Origin of the sequence: Novosphingobium sp. TCA1 (assembly GCF_009811895.1) — a bacterium.
Taxonomy (GTDB): Bacteria; Pseudomonadota; Alphaproteobacteria; order Sphingomonadales; family Sphingomonadaceae; genus Novosphingobium; species Novosphingobium panipatense_A.
The window spans coordinates 26758-44455 of record NZ_BLJH01000001.1 but is presented as its reverse complement, the minus strand read 5'-3'; the positions used below and the strand labels follow the sequence as shown (position 1 = coordinate 44455).

Below are 17698 nucleotides of genomic sequence, written 5' to 3'. Positions count from 1 at the left end.
CTTGCGCTTGCCTTCCGGGAAAGGCAATTGTCTGCGGGCGTTATGCCCGATCAGGACCGACTCTTCGATGAACCCGCCGAAGCGGGCACGCCCGTTGCCGGCGAGCCGGTTCCCGGCAAGGATGCCGGCAACGACCCCAGCGGCCATCGCGCACGCCTTCGCAAGAGGCTGATCGAAGGCGGGGCGGAAGCCCTGGCCGATCACGAGGTGGTTGAACTCCTGCTGATGCAAGCCGTTCCCCGCAGGGACATGAAACCGTTGGCCCGCAGCCTGATCCACCGATTCGGCTCGCTCGCAGGCGTGCTGCAAGCCGACCCCCATGCACTGGGCGGCCATCCCGGCATGGGCGAGGCAACCGTGGCGGCCTTGCGCGTGGTCACCGTCGCCGCCACCCGGCTCGCCCGCCAAAAAGTGCGCGAGGCACCGGTGATCGGCTCGTGGCAGGCGCTGATCGACTACCTGACGATCGACATGGCCCACCTCACGCTGGAACGCGTGCGCGTGCTCTATCTCAACACGTAAAAACGGGTTGTGCTGACACACGAAAGAAGCGCAATTGCGGGGGAAAGGAGCCTTCCGCAAATGCCATATGCTGTTCGCTATCACCGCTTTTCCACAAAGCGCCAGGACAAGGGTGTGTCGCTAGATCGGCAAAACGAACTGACCGCAGCCCTCTGCGAAAAGAATGGTTGGACGATCATCGACACCCTTGAGGACAAGGGCCGCTCCGCGTGGAAGGGCGACCACCTGAGAGTTGGTGAACTCGGGAAGTTCAAAGTCCGTGTTGATGCCGGAGAGTTCGAACACGGCACCTTCCTCGTCATCGAAAATCTCGATCGCCTCTCACGTCAGGATGTGAAATTAGCTCGGCGTTGGATCGAGGACATCACTGACCACGGCATCAAGGTGGCGGTTTGCTCACCGGAAATCGTTCTCGACTCGGAAGCCCTTTCCGGCAGCAACATCGTATCTATGGTGCAATATCTGCTCGAAGCGCAGCGCAGCACAGGCGAGTCGAGCCGCAAAAGCCAGATGTCGCAAAAGAACGTCGCTGAAAGCCTAAGAAAGGCACGAAACGGGATTGTCTACTCGGCGCGCGCACCAATGTGGCTGCGCGGCACCAAGGGCACTAAGTTCGAGGTCATCGAAGAACGAGCCGCACTCGTGCGGCAGATTTACGAATGGTCTGCCTCTGGGCTTGGCTATCACGCGATAGCTTCCAGATTAAACGGCAGCGTCGAACCATGGACAAAGGCCAGCAAGAAGGGAGATGGATGGAAGGTCGGGTATATCCGGGACATTCTGCTGCTTCCTGCCGCCGAAGGCGAATATCACGTTGAGGAAGGCGGGAAGCGAACGGGCGAGGTCATCCTAGCATACTATCCCCGGATCGTTGACGCCGATCTTGTGCAACGCGCGCGTGACGCGATTAGGCGACGAGATGGAACTGGCGGCGCCGGACGGCGTGAGGCGCGCAATTTGTTCGCAGGCCGTGTAAAGTGCGGTCACTGCGGCGACGGTATGGTGAGGATCGTTCAGCGCAACCGACAAAAAACTCAATATGAGTATCTGAAATGCACCCGGTTCAATGCTGCGGGTGCGCCGAAACCCGAGGACGATACTGCTGCTCGCAAGCGGCGCTGCACCAACGCCACGATGTTTCGTTATGACCTATTCGAAAAAGCTGCGCTGAAAGAAATCCTGCACCTTGCGTTGGACAACAGCTTTTTCATCAAGACTGACGATATAAGCCCGCTCGCCGGTAAGGTGGCCGATCTCAGCAAAACCGTCGAACTTAAAGAAGCAGAGCAGCGGAGGCTTCTCGCCTTCATTATGAAGGTGGATGACGCACCAGAGGCCGAAGAAATGCTCGAACAGCTACGGCCCGAGTTGCGGAAGCTAAAGGCAGAATTGGAAGCGGCTCAGCAGGACCTCGATGCAGCCAAAGGCAAGGTAAGCCCGGACGAGCATCTGCGCCGCGTCCTTGAGGTCAAGGAAGCGATCTACAGCAAAGACCCTGAGGAGCAGGAGCAAGCCCGTCGTAAGGTGCGTGACGCCATTCAATCCGTCGTTACTTCGGTCGTTTGCTACTCACGCCCTCCCCTCCCTGGCGTCAAGAGACCGGAGCGAGAAATTCAGATGGCGCTTGCGGGCGGCTACCTTGCTTATCAGTTCGATGGAGAAGGAAATCTCCTCAAGAAGATCAGCTTACAAGGCATACCTGACATGATGCGAGGCATCGCGGCGACTGACGGCGGCGCCTTGGTAGAGACTATTCGCCAGCGGCGCTTGCAAGCGGCTGATGCAGAAACGGGGCAATGATGCCCCGGCCCTGCCCACTCCGATAGGTTTCTCTTAGGGACAAATTAGATGCGGGGCAGGAACACCACGTCATCTTCGTGACCTACTTCGACCCGGAACTCATCGCGATAGCGTTCGACGTAGCAACGAACACCGCTGAATGTGACTGCGAACTGGTCATCTTCGTATTCAGCCGAGCAATCAATCTCACAAACAAGATAATCTGCGAGTGCGCTAAGTTCGGTGTTGTTAAGCAGCATCGTCGGGCTCCGTTGTCTTCGTTGCCCGCTCTATCAATAGCCAAGTGACAGCCGCGTCATCCTGTTTCTTGTCTGCCGAACCGCCTTTTATCTAATCTATTAACCCCTCTGTTCTTGCTCTTCTTGTCTAACGGCTTTTGATGCTCTTGGGCCACAACAAGGAGTTGGCTCATGATAGAGAGTTACCAAGCTGCTAGTCTTGAGACAGCAGCGTGTATTTGGGAGCATGTGCTCGACGTGCTTCACAACGGTGCTGGCTCTAAGGGCCTACGAGGGCAAGCAGAACGCATCCGCGAGGAAATGGGCACCAGCGCCCTCCGCATCACTGCAATCGGCTGGACGGCCCTTGCAGACGCAGATTGGGGATTGGTGAAGGACGACTACGACCAGCCGTTTGATTGGGCGTTCATTCCCGCTTGGGTGCGCGCCAACGTGGATTGGTCAGGTTGCACGCCCGAAGTGCGTTCCACTCGCCTCATTCCAGGGAGGGACGTATGACCGATTGGACGGAACTGCTCCGACCCGAGACGCGTATCCAGCTGCTCAAGAACCATAAGGAACAGGAGCCGCGCAAAGGCCGCGATGAGATCGACTTCAATCCTGTTGCGAAGCTGTTTGTGCCTTGGGGAGCGGCTACCTTCCTCATCAGCGAGTGTGATGGTGATGGCCTTGCGTTCGGGTTGTCGGACCTAGGGTTCGGAAGTCCAGAACTCGGATACATCTCGCTCGATGAGCTGGCCGAAATCACTGGGCCAGGAGGCTTGAGGGTCGAAGAGGACATTCACTTCCGCGCCGATAAGCCGCTGAGCAAGTATGCAGAGGATGCGAGGGCTCATGGCCGCATAAGGGCATAAGCTAAATAGGCAGATGCCCCGGTAGGTTTCTCCCTCCTACCGGGGCTTTGTCATGTCAGGCCTTTTTCTTGTCAGCACGGCGCTTGTATGCGGCGTCGATGTCTTCCTTGGTGAAGCCTTCCTTGAGCAATGCTTCACGGATTTCCTTTTCCGACTTGGGATTTGCGCCACGGCTCAGGCCGTTGATCTTGAAGCTGGCCTTCGTCACATTGTCGTAGACCCGCGCAGTGCCCGACTTGGTAGCCGACCTAGCAGGAGTAGCGGCTACAGGCCTCGTGCCCTCGTATGCTGCTTCGATCTGGTCGTCATAAGCACCAGCTTCCACGGCGGCGGTGAACTGCTCGACCAGAGCACCAAACTGCTGGGTGGTCGTCGGGAAATAGTCCGTCTTCTGAGCCGGGGAAACACGGATGGGCTTGCCATTCAGAACTGGCTTGTAGCGGATGCGCCCCTCGTGACCGATCACCCAATCTGGCTCACCACGAACGCCTACTTCTTTGTTCACCTGTCTAAGCGAACGAGCGGCATTCTTTACGAGGGTTGCGCGCCCCTCGCTGGGATCAAAAGGCTTGAAGTCAAACAATGCGTCTTCGCTCTCGTCCAGCATCAATGCGTCTAGGGGATTTGCCTGCTGTTCAGCCATTGATTGTCTCCTTGGGAATTTGGCGCTTGTTTACCGTGCTTCCGTTAACAAAGCTACACAGATAGCACAGACAAAGAAAAGGAGCCCCGAAGGGCTCCTGAGGGTGTTTGAGGTGTCCCGCTTTAAGCGGAGGGCTTTTCCTTTGCAGCCTTGTTCGCTGCCCGAGTAGCCTTCAATTTGGTCCGTCGAGCGGTAATCGCCTTGTCGGCATCCGCAAGCTGCGCGTCGAACGCTCCCTTTTCGATCTCGGCCTTGTAGTGGGTCATCGCCGCCTCGAAATGCTCATTCGGGACAGTGACCTTCGTTTCTTCACCGACGATCTTAATGGGCTTGTTGTTGACGCGGAGCGAAATAGCCGTCTCCTCCTTACCGACGACAAACCACCGCTTGCCCTCTGCCTTCACGTCCTTGCTTAGCTCAATCTGGCGTTTGATGCCGTCGATGAGGATGGTCTTTGCAGTCCGCTTTTCATCAGGGGTCGCGTTGAACTCCTTCGACTTGCTGGCGGGAACAATCATCGACGGGTTGAAGGGCTTGGTCATAGTCTGCTCCGATCTTTGTCGGGGCAAATTACCTCCGACTTCAATCGTCTGTTTCCAGACTATTCAAAGGACAAGAGTTGATTTGATCAAGGCCGCCAGCTTGGCTCAGGGCTATTTGACATTCTCACTTCGGCCTCGTCCGCTGCCGTGAATGCAACGCGAGTGACGTTGTTATTGGCCATGCCGCGCATCGCGTCCCAATGCCCATATATAAGGCGATGCCGCTTGAAGCGCCGGTTCGCATCAGCGTTCGGGAACTGGCTATCGTTAATCGTCCAGATGCTGTTTGAGAACTCTTGCTCGGAAACGTCCAGCACCTTGCTTTCGATGCCGTTCACGTAGAACCTCGCAAGCGTCAACCAGTGCTTTAAGTTCGCTTCCCAGTTTGCGTTGACGTTCTCCCAGCTGAACCAACCTGCCTGATCGTAGGAACCGCCCAAGTTGAGCTTGGCGTAAAGCGTTTCGGCATCTGCTTCCAACTTCGCCTCAAGTTCGAACATGTCCTCGCGAGCCCCAATGGCGTGAAGAGAATGTAGAACACGGCCATGCTGCTTCTCGACCTGTGCCTTCAGCTTCGCCAGATCGGCCTTGTTGATCTCGCCATCGACGCGCACAAGTTCGAGCTTTTGGGCGAACTGGTCGGTCTCCGCGGACGGCAAAGCAGGCGTCAGCGGCGCTTGAACTGGGACGTTGCGGCGAACGTAATCGAACAGCCCGGCGACCAACACCGCCTGTAGAACCAGTAGCCAACCCCACCAAGGCAAGAGGTTGCCGCTCGCGCCGAACAGCTTCCCCAGCTTGGGAAATCCAAACTGGCTGTCGAACGCATCGTAAAGCGGAACGAATGCGAAGATGGGCGTGACAATTCGCACCCAAACCGGCCGGAAGAATTCTTTGATTTGTGCCCCGATCATTCGGGAGGAATATCAAACAGCCTTTGTGCCGCAAAGGTCAGCCAGCTTAGATCCCTGCGAAATCCCCAGGGAACCGCGCCATCAGGTTGAGGTCCTATCCGTAGATCGCGGTCGCGAGCATCGCCGGGGTAGAGGACAGGTAGTGCGCCGTGGTGGCGAGATTGCTGTGGCCGAGAAAATCCTGGATCACCTTCATGCTGATCCCCCGGTCAACCATCTTGGTAGCCGCCGTTCTGCGTCCGCAATAAGCGGAGCCCGTTACGCCAGCGAGGCGGTAGATGCGCCTAATAGCCTCACTGATGCCGTCCCGTGTGAAATCTGCCCTTCGCGCTGTCGTGAACACTCGCCCGGTCGCGCCCTGCATATGCGCCTCGAACGCTTCAAGCAGTTCCGCGCTAAGCGGAAGGGTGCGTGAGGCATTGCCCTTGGAAGAGCCCTGAGGAATGCGGAGTTCGGAATGCCGGACCCAGCTGCTTTCCATGTTTGCTAGTTCGACAGGGCGCAAGCCGAGACGCTGAGTGAGAAGCAGCATAAGCCGATACATAGCGGGGCGCTCCCGCTGCGCGACGAATGCGTAGAGCTTATCGAATTGTTCGTCTGCGAGGATGGGGGCTTTCATGTGGGCTGTCCTTGTCTCTTTACTCTTCCATTCAACAGCCAGAACCAGACCAGAGCAACCAAAGACTATCCAGAGTGAGAACGCTTGGTCGCTCTCCTCGACTGACGAAACGGTCGTCCGAAAGGATAAGTAGATCGATAAGGGTTTTGAAGGGAGAAGTAGCTTGAAAAGCCCATCAGTTGTGGCTCAACACCCTCATGCTTGGATGGCCGTCGAAAGCCGATGGCTTTGCGACGGGGATATTTTCACGTTGAACGATTGGCTTCGTGGCATGACCAAGGAGGAATATGACATCACGGGTGGGAGACACACTCCCAACTGCGTCGTCGTCTATTTCGCCAGCAACGCCGACGCGATGTGGTTCAAGTTAGCATGGGGTGGCGCATGAGCACCGTCCTTCGCTCAAACCTGGCAGCTCGTTGGAACACTGGCGAACATCCACTAGATGATGCTCATAACTGCATCTGCCCACGAAGCTAGGGTTTCGGCGGCGCTTTGAGTGGTGGCTATGATTTCCGCCTGATGCCTTTCAACATACTCAAATGCTTTCTCACCCACTTTACTGAAAAAGCCTTCTGCTGTGGCGGTTACAGCGAAGCCGACCCCCGCTGCAAGAACCCCGCCGACCCAGCTAAACAGTTGCCTGAACCGTCCTTCTGCGCGCTGCACCACTTCGACGTTGGCAGTTACCTCGCGATCAGGCTTGGCAAGTTCGGCCTTAACCTCTTCGATACTCGCGAGGACATCTGCCAAAGACAAGACGTCTTCGTCAGGCGGTGGACCATTATGCCCAATCCCAGCCGGTTTTTTCTCGTCCTCCGCCTGCAAGGCCAAGATCGCTTCGACATGACTACGGACAGTGTCTAGCTGACCTGCAAGTTGATCCAATCGGATGCCGAGAGGGCGCCGCAGATTAAGGTATTCCTCTTCGTCGTAATCGTCATCAGGATAAAGAACTCGGCTTCCATTCGGAGCATAGTCCGGGCCGTCGGCGTCTAATTGATCGATGGCTGCCTGGTGCTCATCCTCAGATGCGTCGGGGAAAGCATATGGAATAAAATCCTGAGCCTCGAAGGGGCCGCCATGGATATAAAGATAGCCACCTTCCCGGCTGTTGTAAGGCGTCTCATTCACAGGGTCTTCGAAGTTCTCGAGGAACCATGTGACCATAGTTTCGACGCGCTCGTCGTAATCCATGCCTTCCAGCGAAGGTGCGTCAGAAAGCGGAGCCAAACCATCGTTTGCCATGCGAATTGTCCTCAATCCTACCGATCGCAAGCGCCAAGGAAAACGAGAATGCTGGCCGTCTGGTGAAGCTGGAAGGCCGCAAGGTGTTCAGGAATATCATTCGCCTGGTTGCCGGCTCCATGCCCGCCCTGCTTGTTCCGGGTAGTAGGAACACTGCTTTCCAGCATCGTTCTTAAGGCCCCAAACTGGGTCTGCATGTAGTCGGGGATGAATTTGTGCGTGAACGCCGCAGCTATCAGTTTGCTAGCTGGATCAGTCTCCTTGATTTCCCAACCGCGCTCGCCGCCTATTACCTTCAACACACTCTCAAGGGCTTTGCAGCAATCAACTAGGCAGTCAGCATAAGACCCAGCCCGGAACTCATCGAATGCTTTGCGGAACTCATCGTTGGCAGTGGCGAAACGAGATTTTGACAAGAGGTTCAGTGCTGGAACTACCGCCCCTTCATGAATGAACTCGTTAGCTGTTTTGACAACCCATTGATCAATAAACTGATATCCCACGCCAGCTTCTTTAAAGCGAGCATTGAGACGACTGACGATACTGTCACAATTTATAACGATAGCATCATACATTCTATGAGCAGAGTAGTAAGTCATCCGCAGATACAACTCGATGGCGTCGAGAGCCTCATCAGTGCTTGATTGCGCGGGATCTGAAAACCAGTTGTAGAGCTCTTCAAGTGTGTTTTGCGGATAGCCGCGACCGAGGGTCAGAACGCCAAGTTCCTCACGCATGATCTCGCACACGCCAGAAGCAATATCGCTATTTGAGCCAATCGCCTTCTGAAGGTCTGCGAAGATAAACAAGGTCTGGTGGCGCAGCTTCGGCGGGATAGATTCATACTGAAAAACGTCCTGGACGCCTGATGCCAATCGTTTGCGGCGTGACCAAATATCAGGAAGCGACATGCAAACTCACCAAATGTATTTCACAGACTGTGACTTTCTCGAAGCTCTAGGACTAGAGCAAGCCCGCCATAGCGGTTGTTTCAATTAATCCCCGGCGGTGTGCTGCTAAGACGCTCTATCAGAGCAGAACCGTTCTACTATGGGACGTAAACTGCGCCGCTGTTTGCGTTCACTGCTCCCACGCGGCCTTGACGGGAAGCCACCGCCTCTCAATCCACAGCGGGCGGTTCCTAAACTCGGCAGCGTCATTGGCGGGGATGACGAGACGAGCCCCGCCAATTGTTGAGACTTCCAGCCAGAGGTAATTCCGCTTAAAGACGTAGCCAATGACCTTGTTAAACCACCAAGCCTTCTTCAAGCACTTCTCCATCAGAGACGTTGATAAAGGAAACGATGTTGCTTCCTTTGCCTCTATTTTGAGTGGGAAGTTGCCGTCCGTGGGCTCAACGTATGAGAACGCATAGCGAGAGGCCTCAGTCTTCAAGAAATTACCCGTGAGTATTCGAGCTCTTTTAATATATGCGGGCATATCAGACCGGTTATGGACGGTTAGGTGTGGCTCCTCATTTAGTTGTCCATAATAATCGTGCACCCATTGCCACGTGACCGACCCATGTAGGGGTTCCTTGGACTTAAAATGATAAGTCACCAAAGCAATCACGGAGGCGATCACCGATGGGAAAATCAGTTGAGCGACCTTGGAGTTGGCAAGTGGCGTCAACACGTCAACAGTCTCTTTGAGCATCAGATCACCATTGCTGACGTAGTGGTATGTTGGAAACGTGGATGATAGGCGTTTCAAAGCCCATGCTGACCAGCTGATCCCTGAAAGCACGGAAGACAGTCTCGGGATAAAGGCAAGGCCCAATGATGATCCCAGCCAGTATGTCCTTCAAGTCCAGCTGAGGAAGATCGAATAGCGGACCCTTGTCGGGGTTGTGGAATGGCACCTCGTAGATGAACTGCGGAATGCCGCCCAGGGTGATGGTCTGCTGAACCACGTGAGCAGAGGCATATTCATAGGGGCGATGAATGAGCCGCCATTCCTGCTCCTCTGCAAAGCCAGGATGCTTGATCGACAAGGTAGCCATCTGCATTGCAGTCGAACAGCAATTAAGGACTAGGTCAGGATCGAGGGAGCCGAGGAATTCCTTCTCCGCCTCCAGCTTCTCAACCATCTCTGTGAACTCGGCACGGAAATCAGGTGTGTGACCATAGAGCACCGGACTTGCGTTGACGTTCAGGTCTATCTCAAGCTCAGTGGTGATGACGCTGTTCTTAAAGATAAGCGCGACGCCAGCGACGGGGCCACCATAAGCCCTCCACATAGACAGCCGCCCGAGAGTGTCGTCTTTGTCATGCTCGCATAGAGAAGACATGAAGACAGTTTCACGAGCGTGGGCGACATGGTTAGTATGACGCTGGAAGAACTCACGCGAGAGGCCTGCCTTTAAGCTATCGAGAATGGCAAAGAGCCGGTCGCCAATTTCCTCTGACATGACTGGTGCGATGACATCACGGCCGTATGCAACTTCCGAGTAGTCGTTCATGACAGCTGCATTGCGAAGCCAGAGGCACCTGTTGGTCAATATCTTCATGGCAGTGTCGGCAGTAGTGTAATGAGCAAGGAGCCTACCGCTATCTAGGATAGCGTCTGTGCGCTTCGCATCATAGCTGAACATCAGGCGCAACAGCTTCTTAGTATTCTCGTCTAACGCCACTCGTGCCCCCACGGGAATATACCGGTCGGTCAGTAACTCAGATATCTATGAACTTACCTGCAAAGGCTGTGGCTGCTTCGTCATCCTCAATGAAGACGAAGAAATCCCCTAACACCATTTCAGCCGTTTGCGTGAGTAAGCGAAACTCGATACCGTTCTCGATTAGCCACTCATGTTCTGGCGATGCTTCAAACGCCATGGCGCCAGCATCGGTCCAGGTTTGTCCGGTCTCCGCGTTGTAGTCGCTAACGTCAGGGAAGACTTGGAAGAGGTGTCCAGAGCCAAAGGCCAGTGGTGCAGCGATCATTAGGGAAGTTCTCGCGTTCGACAAACTGGCAGGTAGCCAGCCTACAACGATGCGGTCAACAGACTAAATGAAGGACACCCGATGCGCGAACTCGATGTAAATACAGTTACCTATGGCACAGAAAAAGCAAAAACCACTCTCCGCCAGTGAGAAGATCAGCCTGACCATGAAGGCGAAACATCGCGAGCAGATCGCCGCAATTGCCGAGGAAGCGGACAGGAACCTGCAACTCAAGCCTACTGAGACGTGGCGCACATTGACGGAGGAGCACAAGGAGACGGTTCTGTTCCGATGCTACGGTGGCGATAGCGTTAAGCAGGTCTGCAACGAACTCGGCATCAGCCCTGGCCTCATCAACATGGCCGCTTATCGCGATCCCGAGGGCTTCGGAAAAGAACTCGCCCTAGCGCGTGAGCACGGGGCTCATACCCAGGCAGATAGCTTGCTCGATATTCCGTTCAGGACGGACATGAGCGATGCCAGCAAGAAACTGCTTTTCGAGGGCATTAAGTTCCTCGTGAGCCGCCGCAGCCGCGACACCTATACCGAACACCTAAAGGTCGACCAGAACGTCACCGTGCAACCGGTCGCGATGCCGGATTGGTCATTCGGTCAGGTGATCGACGTGACGCCGGGCGAGGATGATCCCGATAAGGCCGAGTGACCTACGGCCTATAATCCGGGTGATCCTTGTATAGCTGGTAGGTTTCTGACCTGAACTCTGCGTGCTTCCGGCACCTAGCCCGATGATCCGAAAACACCATTGCTCCGCTAAGGACGACGACAATTGCAGCAGCCGCCCACCAAGGCACCAGCGTTTGCAGCCAATCGTTCGCTATCAGCGCCAATAGCACGCCGAGCGCAGCCTTCGTGCCCACCACACCCGAGGCATCCTCCGGCATGGGCCATCGTTCGTTGGCGGCCTTCTGCGCCATCTGCCAGGCTTTGTCGTTGATCTTCTCGCTCATAGAGCACGATCTAAAGTCAAGATCGTGTTTCTGCTACCCTGAGCTATATTCTTCCCTGTAGGCCCTGTAAGACCCTTACAGGGCATCTGTGACCCTATCTATGTTCTGGCTTAGACATCAGCTCGTTCCGCTAGATGCGACTGGTTAGCAGGTAGCTCTAGGTTGCCAGGGTATTCTATTCCCGACCGTGCAACTCAGTATGTCCATTTGCTTCGCTAGGTTCGTTATCGGCATGGCCTCTAACTCACCAGTAAAATCAGTTTCGCTTTGCTGCTTCACAGATTTTACTAGAGAGATAGATGACACGTCAATAAAGAACCTAGAGAAGACAAAACTCTTTGGCGAGTTCACTCACTCTCGTTCGTTCACCACGCCAGAGTGAGTTTTGACAAGGCCGTTGTCCTGGCCTCCGCCAGAACAATCGTCCTGCGGGCAGCCAACGCTTCGCTTCTCCCCAGGAGGTGTTGAGTGAATGGCGGCTGCGCCGAGGAAAACGGGCGGCGGTTCGATCCGGCATTCAGCACCTCGTTAGGCGCCGCTATCCCGCACTTTACTGATAACACCGCTAGACAACAGAGCAACCAGAAAGGTAAAGAAAAGCCATCTTTCTGACTTCCATTCAGCACCTTCGTTGGCGTTCGCACTTCCCCATTATAGTGATAGCATCATGAGACAACAGAGCGAGCAAAGAGGCAACGGCTCGTCGCTTTCTCTAGCCATTCAGCTCGCTGACTTCTACTCATCCTCCCACGCATAGACGGTAGCATCACTAACTGCCTAATCAACCAGAAAGGCTTGGTCTGGTTAATGTAGGAAAACCAGTCCTAAGACCACGCGGTTGACCACAAGAAAAAAGGTGTCAAGAGCCAAAGAAAGGTCGCTCTTTGACAGACAGATTGTAACGTGTGATTGTGGGAGAGCATCCAGAAGACAACAGCCAGATTGGCAACCCATCCACCACAGAAAGACCCGTCAACCTAAAAGAAATATCTTTTCTCCTTTCTTTGGTAGATTAGGCGATAACAGGTGCTACAGTGACAATGAGGGATAACCACCTTTCACCAGGCGGAAGGTAGGGTATACCCCCTTTCCTGTGCGGGCGGGTGGTTCTCAGGATTTCTACTCGAGGGTTTCAAAATGCCAGCCTAGTTAGACCGAGCTATTAAGCAGGTAGAAGTTCATCGGGGACATCGAAGCACCCTCGACGAGATACGAGGCATCCACCACACCCCGGTTCGACCCGGCTGCTATCTCTGGATCGCCCGCCTTGTGCTCGTTCACACTCTGCACAAACAGCGGAATTCCACGCTCCTGGCCATAAACCAGGCTGAATGCGGCAGCCCCAAGATGCTGGGCGTGGCTGATCGCAAAGTCCTCCGGTAGCTCACCCATCACGCGCGCTACTAACCCTAGTAGATAGCCCCGTGATCGTGCCGAGACTATGCTGCCTGTATTTGGAACCACGCCATATTCCAGCTTGAGCATTTCAAGTTGTGGATTGAGCACGTCCCCAACTATCTTGCTCGCGTAATCGACACGTTGTTTAGTTTCTGCGTCGATCTCGCTGCTATCACCCCTGAACAGGCTGACGAGCTTTCGGACAAACCTCAAAGCATATTCTCCCTTTCGCCACCGACAATGTAGCACGAACGCGTTAACGGGCGACTAATTGGATATCCAGCGCCTAGCCAGCTAAGTAGATACGCAAAAGGCTGTCGCATCTCCTTTCAGGTCCGTTTGTCGCGGGATCGTTCAGGCTTGTGCTGCTCCACACAGTTCTTCCCCGAAGCGAAATCATAGGACTGGACGGAGTTAACGCCGGGCGGCACGCCGCATGGGGGAAGATCCGGTTAAGCACATGAAAGACACAAAGAGCCGGGATCACTCCCGGCTCTTTTGCTTGTCGGCAGTCTTACTCCTTAGAGCAGCGTCACGCCCACCGCCAGAGCCACCACGACAACCACCTCAATCATCCTCATCCGGGGCATGTTCGCATACATAGCTTGTCTCCTTCCATGCTAAGCTATGTCCTCGCGGGGGTCGCGTCATCCGAAGACTAATGAGTGTCGCAGGCTAAGACACCTTCGGTAAGTATGGGATGAGCAAGACATTCATCCCGAACCCCAAGCAGCTGAAGCTAACGAACATCGCTTGGCAAGACCCGCTAGTTGATAATCTACTTGCGTTTGGTCCATCTCGTTCCGGCAAGTCTGCTATCTTGACTGCCCTCACGGTGGCTCGTGCCTTTGCTTTTCCTGGCACAAAACACGCGATCTTCCGTCTCACCCTACGTAGCTGCCACAGTCACCTTCTCCACGGCACATTCCCTGAAATCATGGGGATGCTCTATCCGGGTTATCTGGAACGCTCGGACGTCCGCGTTGCTAAGAATGACAACGTGGTCGAATTTCACAACGGCTCGAAGATCTACTTCGAAGGCCTGGACCCGACCCGCATTGATAAGGTGCTGGGCGCGCAATACGCTACTGCCTGGATCAACGAGTGCAACGAAATTGATGATTACGAGATCGTCCAGCAGTTGGCTTCTCGTATGGCCGACACTGCACAGATGGTCGGCAGCGATGGCAGTCCCGTCATGGGGCCTGATGGTCTACCGGTCATGTGCCGCCCGCTCATGCTCTTTGACTGCAATCCAGACGTAAAGACCGATTGGGAATATCAGACATTCGTTGAAAAGCAGCATCCAACGTCAGGCAAGCCGTTCTCGCCAGAAGAAGCCCGAACTTGGCGTCGTGTCTTTCTTCCTGCTCACGAGAACGCCAATAACATCGCTGCTGGCTATCTGGATAAGCTCGCTGCTCGCTACGATGGTTCGCCCAACATGGCCTCTCGTTTCCTTGAGGGTCGCTGGAGAGATGACAATCCGAATGCACTGTTCCGCAAGGACATGTTCAAGTATCGCGTTGCTCCTGACAACGGCTTCGTTCGCATCGTAGTCGCGGTTGACCCTGCGGGCACGTCAGGCAACAGGAGCGACCAGACCGGTATCGTGGTTGTCGGGCTTGGCTGGGATGGCAACGCCTACGTCCTGCAAGATGCCTCCACGAGCGCCAATCCAGAAGAATGGTCCAAGAAGGTCGCGAACCTCTACGACTTCTGGGAAGCTGACCTTGTTGTCGCAGAGAAGAACTATGGCGGCGAAATGGTGGAGCACACGATCCGCACTCATCGTCGCAACATGCCAATCAAGCTAGTCACCGCCACGCGCGGTAAGCTGGTTCGCGCCCAGCCTGTGCAGCAACTCTATCTTGCAGGCAAGGTCTTCCACACTGAGGGCTTCAAGGAACTTGAGGCGCAGATGTGCAGCTACAAGGAAGACACCAAGAAGTCCCCTGATCGCATGGACGCACTTGTCTGGGGCCTTACTGAACTGATGAAGCTATCAGGGGGAAACAGCGGCGGCCTGACAGTCAAGCAAGCGCGTGGGTTCGGGCGAGCATAGGGGCGCAAATAAATACTCGCATTGGAATATGCGAGGCCTTTGAATGGACATCAACAAACCACATGCAAGCATCGCTTGTGAACACGAGCGTTGGAATATCAATGCTGATGTCATCGCGGGCCACTACGCTGTTAAAAGGCGCGGAGTAAAGTATCTACCAAAGGCGTTCAGCGATCAGGAGGCCAAGGACTACAAGGCTTTCAAGGATCACGTCTCGTTCTACCCAGCCGCCAACCGAACGCTGACCGGCCTGCTGGGGCTGATGTTCCGTCGCGCTCCTGTCTTGGAGAACGAGGGCATTGTCGAAGCGCAGCTAAAAGATGTCATCACCCGCGACGGCAAGACGATCAACGAACTGGCGAAGGAAGTGTGTAAGGCATACCTGACAACCGCATTCTACGGCTTGCTTGTCGATCACCCCTCAGGAACCGCTACGAGCGCCGGGGAAGCTATCGCAGAGGGCATCCGTCCCTATGTGCTGCAATACCCCTCCCATAGCATCCTTGAAGTTCGAAGGGGCGTCGTAGGGGCTCGCAGGGCTCTGACGTATGTGCGCGTGCTTGATGACGAGGACACCGTGCGCGTCCTCGAACTCGTCGGCGGGATCTACCAAGTTTCGATTTGGACGAAGGAAGCCGAAGGCTGGCAGCCAGGTCCGACGATTACGCCGCGCCGCAACGGCCAGCCATTCCGTGAAATCCCGTTCGTCCTTCTCAGTGAGGACGACATGCTCTGCCCGCAACCGGCGATCATGGATCACGTTGTTCAGCTGAACCTCGATCATTACCGCGTTCAGGGCCTCCTCACGTCCTGCCATATGTTCATCTCCACCCCCATGCTGTTCGCGAAGGGCTTGGAAAAGGGCGCGGAGGACAAGCTAACCGTTTCACCCGGCGCGATCATCGCCGCTGAGGGCGAGAATGCCGACCTCAAATGGGTCGCTCCCTCCGGTGACGGTATCCCCTCGCTGGAAAGGCAATTGGAACGCACGGAGGATAAGCTGGCCGTGGTCGCAAGCCGCATCCTTGCGCGCCAGAAGGCTGTCGCGGAGGCCGCAGAGACGGAAGCGTTGCGTCAGGGCGCTGAGAACTCCGTCCTAGCGTCCATTGCCAACCACATCAGCGCCAAGATCACCCAGGCGTTGCAGCTTGTCGCGCTTTGGACGGATGGCAGCACGGTCAACTACCAGCTGAACACTGACTACCTGCCCGCTAAGATGGACGCGAGCGAGATTTCCGCCCTGTTTACCGTCTACCAGGGTGGCGGAATGTCCTTCGAGAGCTTCTTCTTCGCCCTGCGTGACAGAGGTGTCCACAATGAGACGCTAACGCTTAAGGAAGAGGAAAAGCGCATCGAAGCTGACGCGGACAGGCGCGCTGGGGTAGCTCCCGTTACAGTTGTTTCAGGACAACCCGCACCTTTTTCGCCAATTCAAGAAAGCGGAGAGCGTCCGTCTCCGTGACTTCCTTGGCATGTGCAGCCGCATTGCGAACCTGCCGCATTTCGATCAGCCAATTCGCGACGGTAGGCTCAAGGACATTCATCGCCGTCAGCTTTTGGGAAATGTGATTGGCTGAACGCGCCAAAATCGTTCCCGGCACACCGTGACGGGTCCCAAGTTCGCGCAACATCCCCTCTATATCCTCCCATGCGCGGATGACTGCCATCGCCGGGGATTGGGGTAGCCACTTCACATATTCCTGCTCGGCAATGTCTGGGACCGTGTTCGCGTATGCAGGGGGCACCTGAACCGGGTCCAGACCCGCATGTGCTCTCGGTGGCTGGTTTCGCGTTGGTTCTGGGACTGTCACCTCGCGGCTCGCTTGCTCGGCCTCGTCCAACTTCTGATGCATCAGGACCGAAGTATCGCCCCACTTCGCTTCCTTGATATTCGCAATCAGCTTTGAAATCGGCTGACGAAACACCAGCACAATTGTCAACACCACCGCAGGCCACGCCAGCGAACCAATCAACGATGATATAAACTCCATCCAGCCCATGCCATCGTCACCACTGCTGAAAGTGAACTTCACCGCACTTATCCGCGCAAGAAGATGGAAACAGCAGCCGCGATGGCAGCTATCCACACAGGTGTCATCAGCTTGTTGAGAACTTCCCTGACACCGTTAATCCCACGCATAGTTTCGATATGCTCTGGGCTAGGTTCACGTTCAATCCGACGCTTTTCGGGCTTGGAGAGCTGGAAGGAATCGGTTTCGGAAGACCAATCGCCACTCTTCCAAACAATCCCGGCAGAGGTAACTGGAAGTTGCCCTTCACCATTCCAGCTTATCTTTCGCCCAACCATTCGGGACGTGACCGATCCCTCAGGGAACTCGATTGAAAGACCGACCTCCACACCTCTGAGATCATTTCGGCGGACCGCGTCACTCAACAGCGCGAAATTGTCTCGCCCGACGCCGACCCAAATTGTCACCGTAGGCCACTTGTCGTTGACTACCCCATCGCCCGAATTGATAGGCTTCCAATAATTTAGGCGACCGACGATAGGTTTTCCGTCGTTCTTTTCGGCCATCTCAGCAAGCGCAGCTTCGTCGATAGGCCGGAACGAAACCATGATGGCACACGAACTAAGCCGCCATCCAACTTCCTCCTCCCGGTCCTGTTCCTCGTCGCCGTTGAACAGGGGCAAAGCCAAGTGCTTCTCGTCTCCTATGACGATCGATGTGTGGAACAGCTCTGTGAAGCCGGTGAGGCTGCATTTCAGTTCCACCGCCGAACCGTTGAGATTGTCCGATGTTGGAGTTTCCAAGAACACGCGACCACCAAGAACGCGGAGCGGAAGGCCCACACTGCGCTCAAGATCGGATAGTCGGCTTCCTGCTTCGCTCATGATCTGCCCCCCTGCTTCGCATTGCTCGTAGCAGCAAAGACCGGAGCATTTCCATACCCCCGCTAAATACTTCGCACCGGTCCCGCCGGTGCA

Annotated in this window: 20 protein-coding genes and 1 pseudogene; 7 read left to right on the top strand and 14 right to left on the bottom strand. The window is 55.3% G+C overall.

Going from position 1 to position 17698, the window contains the following annotated elements; genetic code table 11:
• Positions 1-42: 42 nt before the first annotated feature.
• Positions 43-516, top strand: a pseudogene (locus NTCA1_RS00250) (RadC family protein); the annotation flags it as partial.
• Between the two features lie 66 nt (positions 517-582).
• Positions 583-2322, top strand: coding sequence for a recombinase family protein (locus NTCA1_RS00245; protein ID WP_159827127.1), 1740 nt, complete (start codon positions 583-585; stop codon positions 2320-2322).
• A 44-nt stretch (positions 2323-2366) separates the two neighbouring features.
• Here NTCA1_RS00245 and NTCA1_RS00240 read toward each other — a convergent pair whose 3' ends face one another.
• A complete protein-coding gene (locus NTCA1_RS00240; RefSeq protein WP_159827124.1) occupies positions 2367-2561 on the bottom strand; it encodes a hypothetical protein in 195 nt (64 codons plus the stop codon).
• A gap of 171 nt (positions 2562-2732) precedes the next feature.
• Between NTCA1_RS00240 and NTCA1_RS00235 the strand changes: the two genes are divergently transcribed.
• Positions 2733-3059 (top strand): hypothetical protein, encoded by a 327-nt coding sequence (locus tag NTCA1_RS00235; protein ID WP_159827121.1) that lies wholly within the window; start codon positions 2733-2735, stop codon positions 3057-3059.
• A complete protein-coding gene (locus tag NTCA1_RS00230; protein ID WP_159827118.1) occupies positions 3056-3415 on the top strand; it encodes a DUF2958 domain-containing protein in 360 nt (119 codons plus the stop codon). Before NTCA1_RS00235 ends, NTCA1_RS00230 begins: the two co-directional genes overlap by 4 nt.
• Positions 3416-3470: 55 nt before the next feature.
• Here NTCA1_RS00230 and NTCA1_RS00225 read toward each other — a convergent pair whose 3' ends face one another.
• The 9 genes from NTCA1_RS00225 to NTCA1_RS00185 all read right to left on the bottom strand — a co-directional run bounded on the left by NTCA1_RS00225 (position 3471) and on the right by NTCA1_RS00185 (position 10320).
• Positions 3471-4058: a hypothetical protein gene (locus NTCA1_RS00225; protein WP_159827115.1), complete on the bottom strand. Its 588-nt coding sequence runs from the start codon at positions 4056-4058 to the stop codon at positions 3471-3473.
• 122 nt (positions 4059-4180) lie between these two features.
• On the bottom strand, positions 4181-4600 hold the full coding sequence (locus NTCA1_RS00220) for a hypothetical protein (protein ID WP_159827112.1): 420 nt from the start codon (positions 4598-4600) through the stop codon (positions 4181-4183).
• An 86-nt stretch (positions 4601-4686) separates the two neighbouring features.
• Complete coding sequence (locus NTCA1_RS00215; RefSeq protein WP_159827109.1) at positions 4687-5514, bottom strand: hypothetical protein; 828 nt, start codon at positions 5512-5514, stop codon at positions 4687-4689.
• A gap of 94 nt (positions 5515-5608) precedes the next feature.
• Positions 5609-6133, bottom strand: a complete 525-nt coding sequence (locus NTCA1_RS00210) for a tyrosine-type recombinase/integrase (RefSeq protein ID WP_159827106.1) — start codon at positions 6131-6133, stop codon at positions 5609-5611.
• Positions 6134-6574: 441 nt separating this feature from the next.
• Positions 6575-7381, bottom strand: a complete 807-nt coding sequence (locus tag NTCA1_RS00205) for a hypothetical protein (RefSeq protein ID WP_159827103.1) — start codon at positions 7379-7381, stop codon at positions 6575-6577.
• A gap of 17 nt (positions 7382-7398) precedes the next feature.
• The gene (locus NTCA1_RS00200) at positions 7399-8292 is read right to left on the bottom strand and encodes an STM4504/CBY_0614 family protein (RefSeq protein ID WP_159827100.1); all 894 of its coding nucleotides are present in this window, start codon (positions 8290-8292) and stop codon (positions 7399-7401) included.
• A gap of 169 nt (positions 8293-8461) precedes the next feature.
• Entirely contained in the window at positions 8462-9037 is a 576-nt protein-coding gene (locus tag NTCA1_RS00195; RefSeq protein ID WP_159827097.1) for a hypothetical protein, read from the bottom strand.
• Positions 9038-9041: 4 nt separating this feature from the next.
• Positions 9042-9842, bottom strand: coding sequence for a DUF2971 domain-containing protein (locus NTCA1_RS00190; RefSeq protein WP_236549016.1), 801 nt, complete (start codon positions 9840-9842; stop codon positions 9042-9044).
• A gap of 208 nt (positions 9843-10050) precedes the next feature.
• A complete protein-coding gene (locus NTCA1_RS00185; protein WP_159827091.1) occupies positions 10051-10320 on the bottom strand; it encodes a hypothetical protein in 270 nt (89 codons plus the stop codon).
• 112 nt (positions 10321-10432) lie between these two features.
• On the opposite strand from NTCA1_RS00185, the gene NTCA1_RS00180 reads away from it, so the two are divergent.
• Positions 10433-10984: a hypothetical protein gene (locus NTCA1_RS00180; RefSeq protein WP_159827088.1), complete on the top strand. Its 552-nt coding sequence runs from the start codon at positions 10433-10435 to the stop codon at positions 10982-10984.
• 1 nt (position 10985) lies between these two features.
• Here NTCA1_RS00180 and NTCA1_RS00175 read toward each other — a convergent pair whose 3' ends face one another.
• Positions 10986-11288 (bottom strand): hypothetical protein, encoded by a 303-nt coding sequence (locus NTCA1_RS00175; RefSeq protein WP_159827085.1) that lies wholly within the window; start codon positions 11286-11288, stop codon positions 10986-10988.
• 1149 nt (positions 11289-12437) lie between these two features.
• Positions 12438-12899 carry a hypothetical protein gene (locus NTCA1_RS00170; protein WP_159827082.1) on the bottom strand — a complete coding sequence of 154 codons (462 nt, stop codon included), beginning with the start codon at positions 12897-12899 and terminating at the stop codon, positions 12438-12440.
• A gap of 487 nt (positions 12900-13386) precedes the next feature.
• Here NTCA1_RS00170 and NTCA1_RS00165 point away from each other — a divergent pair, with 487 nt between their 5' ends.
• Complete coding sequence (locus tag NTCA1_RS00165; protein ID WP_159827079.1) at positions 13387-14751, top strand: phage terminase large subunit; 1365 nt, start codon at positions 13387-13389, stop codon at positions 14749-14751.
• Between the two features lie 43 nt (positions 14752-14794).
• A complete protein-coding gene (locus NTCA1_RS00160) occupies positions 14795-16213 on the top strand; it encodes a DUF4055 domain-containing protein (RefSeq protein WP_159827076.1) in 1419 nt (472 codons plus the stop codon).
• Here NTCA1_RS00160 and NTCA1_RS00155 read toward each other — a convergent pair.
• Positions 16143-16784 carry a DUF4145 domain-containing protein gene (locus NTCA1_RS00155; protein WP_159827073.1) on the bottom strand — a complete coding sequence of 214 codons (642 nt, stop codon included), beginning with the start codon at positions 16782-16784 and terminating at the stop codon, positions 16143-16145. The genes NTCA1_RS00160 and NTCA1_RS00155 overlap by 71 nt on opposite strands.
• Positions 16785-16789: 5 nt before the next feature.
• The gene (locus tag NTCA1_RS00150) at positions 16790-17605 is read right to left on the bottom strand and encodes a hypothetical protein (protein WP_159827070.1); all 816 of its coding nucleotides are present in this window, start codon (positions 17603-17605) and stop codon (positions 16790-16792) included.
• Positions 17606-17698 lie beyond the last annotated feature (93 nt).